1 protein-coding gene and 1 pseudogene are annotated in these 3,000 nt (G+C 70.6%); one reads left to right on the plus strand and one right to left on the minus strand.

What is annotated here, in order from left to right:
- Positions 1–128 precede the first annotated feature (128 nt).
- Positions 129–782 (minus strand): annotated as a pseudogene (locus G6045_RS40050) (bifunctional DNA primase/polymerase); the annotation flags it as partial.
- A gap of 477 nt (positions 783–1,259) precedes the next feature.
- On the opposite strand from G6045_RS40050, the gene nsdA reads away from it, so the two are divergent.
- Positions 1,260–2,732 carry a transcriptional repressor NsdA gene (gene nsdA / locus G6045_RS40055; RefSeq protein ID WP_165337168.1) on the plus strand — a complete coding sequence of 491 codons (1,473 nt, stop codon included), beginning with the start codon at positions 1,260–1,262 and terminating at the stop codon, positions 2,730–2,732.
- Positions 2,733–3,000 lie beyond the last annotated feature (268 nt).

A 3,000-nucleotide genomic window follows, 5' to 3' on the forward strand; every position in this document is an offset into this window, starting at 1 on the left:
GGCCCGACGCCGCTCCCCCAACTCCTCGACAAGCGCGGCACATTCACGGCGCCGCTCGGTCGCCGCATGCTGCGCCTCGGCCAACTCCTCGCAGCGGACGCCCAGTTCCTCCAGCTCCGCCGCGGCCCCGTCCGGTGGGACGCGTACGCCAGCGCCCCGAGCACAAGGCGGGCCTGTGGCGGGTTGGATGCCGAGTCGAGGGCCGGGGCGCGCAGCCAGCGGACCGGGCCGAGGCCGGCGCGGTCGGACGGGGGAGCGGTGATGAAGTCGCCGTGGCCCAGGCCCCGCAGGTCCAGGTCGGCGTCGTCCCAGCCCATCCGGTAGAGCAGTGAGGGCAGTTCGGCCGCGGCGCCGGGGGCCACGAAGAACCATGCGCGCCGGTCCGGGGTGGAGATCACCGGCCCGAGGGGCAGGCCCATCCGCTCCAGGCGGATCAGGGCGCGGCGGCCCGCCGACTCGGAGACCTCGAGAATGTCGAAGGTGCGGCCGGCCGGGAGCATCGCGGCGGCGCCGGGGAACTCGCCCCAGGCGCGGGTGACTTCGTCGAGCGTGGCGCCCGCGGGCAGCTCGCCGGCGAAGCGCAGCGGATGCGCGCCGGGTGCCGTGCATCGCGTATCACCACAGGAGCAACTCCCGGACGCGGCACGGGCGCCCGGGACGACGGCCCAGCCCCACAATCCGGTGAACTCGGCCACGGCCGTGCACTCGGACATGCGGCCGCGTCGCCGCGCACCGGTGCGGGTCTCGCGGATGCCGCGGCTGCCGCCGATAGTGAAGCCCATGCCCCCTCCAACGGGTCGAGCACGTCCATGGTTACGAGCCGGAGTGCAACCCTGACTCTCCGTATAACAGCGCCCCAAGGTCGGTGCGGCGCAAGGATGGTCAGGGGTGGTGTGGAGACGGGCGCGCGCCCCGGTGTGCATCGTTCCGCCCACTCCGGTCCGTCATGTGTCAAGTGAATCGCGTGTAGCCGCAACTGAGTTCATTCGAAGGGGTGGCGAAAGGTGGCGTTTCTTGGAACGCCCTCGCCGGAGGGGTGATCGTAGGATTACTTTCAGTGCACAAGCCCGGGCCGTACGCGGCCGTGGGTATGCCGGGGGCAAGTCGGTTTCCTGTTCGACGGGTGAGCAAGTGCCGGACAGGGAGACTCAACTCCCGGCATCCTGTAAGGACTTGAAGTGTGTACGGCCCGAGCCCGGTGGTATGCGTACGGCTCGGTGTCCGGCGGTATCGGCGACATCAGGGATGGGGGCGTTCCAGTGGGCGGCACGGGAGGCGGCGGCACGCAGGCCGAGAAGCGCCCCAACGAGCAGCTGACGTCCTGGTTCGTGCGCAGCGGCTGGTCCAAGGGCGAGCTCGCGCGCCAAGTCAACCGTCGCGCGCGCCAGATGGGCGCCAACCACATCTCGACCGACACCTCGCGCGTGCGCCGCTGGCTCGACGGCGAGCAGCCCCGTGAGCCGATCCCGCGGATCATGTCGGAGCTGTTCTCCGAGCGTTTCGGCTGTGTGGTCGCCGTCGAGGACCTGGGTCTGCGGACAGCGCATCAGGCACCTTCCGTGTCCGGCGTGGACCTGCCCTGGACCGGGGACCAGACCGTCGAGCTGATCAGCGAGTTCTCCCGCAGCGACCTGATGCTCGCGCGACGCGGCTTCCTCGGTACCTCGCTCGCGCTCGCGGCAGGACCCGCCCTGATCGAGCCGATGCAGCGCTGGCTGGTGCCCACCGCCGCCGGCTCCGCCGCCCCCGAGGCGCCCGTGCCGATCCGGCGCGGCGGCCGGCTCTCCGGGCCCGAGCTGGATCTGCTCGAGTCGACCACGGTGATGTTCCGGCAGTGGGACGCGCAGTGCGGCGGCGGTCTGCGGCGCAAGGCCGTGGTGGGGCAGCTGCACGAGGTGACGGATCTGCTGCAGGAGCCGCAGACCGAGGAGACCCGGCGCCGGCTCTTCAAGATCGCGGCCGAACTGGCCGAGCTGGCCGGGTGGATGAGCTATGACGTGGGCCTGCAGCCCACCGCGCAGAAGTACTTCGTGCTCGCGCTGCACGCCGCCAAGGAAGGCGGGGACAAGCCGCTCGGCTCGTACGTCCTATCGGGGATGAGCCGGCAGATGATCCACCTCGGCCGGCCGGATGACGCCCTGGAGCTCATCCACCTCGCGCAGTACGGAAGTCGGGACTGCGCCACCCCGCGCACCCAGGCGATGCTGTATGCGATGGAGGCCCGGGCGTACGCGAATATGGGCCAGCCCAGCAAGACCAAGCGGGCCGTACGGATGGCCGAGGACACCTTCGCCGACGCCCTCGAGGCGCATGAGCCCGAGCCGGACTGGATCCGTTTCTTCTCCGAGGCGGAGCTCAACGGGGAGAACGCGCACTCGTACCGCGACCTCGCCTATGTCGCGGGCCGCAGCCCCACCTACGCCTCGCTCGCCCAGCCCGTCATGGAGCGCGCGGTCGAGCTCTTCGCCAAGGACGCCGAGCATCAGCGTTCGTATGCGCTGAATCTGATCGGCATGGCCACCGTGCACCTGCTGCAGAAAGAGCCCGAGCAGAGCGTGGCGCTCGCGGAGAAGGCGCTGGGTGTGGCCAGGAAGGTGCGCTCCGAGCGGGTCAACACCCGGCTGCGCAAGACCCTCGACTCCGTGGTCCGCGAGTTCGGCGAGGACAACAAGCTCGTGGACCTGACCGACCGGCTCGCCCGGCAGCTGCCCGAGGCGGCGGAAGCCGTCTGACCCCGTCGCACTGAGCAGCCCCCATGGACACCGGCCGCGGCCGGCCATCCCGGATCACCCGACTCGGCTCCCCCACCGCCAGGTCAACCGGATGGCCCCCGCGGCCGGGTTTTTTGTGTGCTGCACAGGATAGAAGCGGACAAGCCGCCCGACAGGGGCAGTTCATGTACGCGTAACACGCGCGACCTCTTCGTCACTGCCGCGAAACATCGAGCGGCATCCGCCGAAACGGCGCTGCGGGAATCTCTGGCCCATAACCGGCCGACTC

The organism is Streptomyces mesophilus (assembly GCF_011044995.1).
In the GTDB taxonomy this organism is placed as follows: domain Bacteria; phylum Actinomycetota; class Actinomycetes; order Streptomycetales; family Streptomycetaceae; genus Streptomyces; species Streptomyces mesophilus.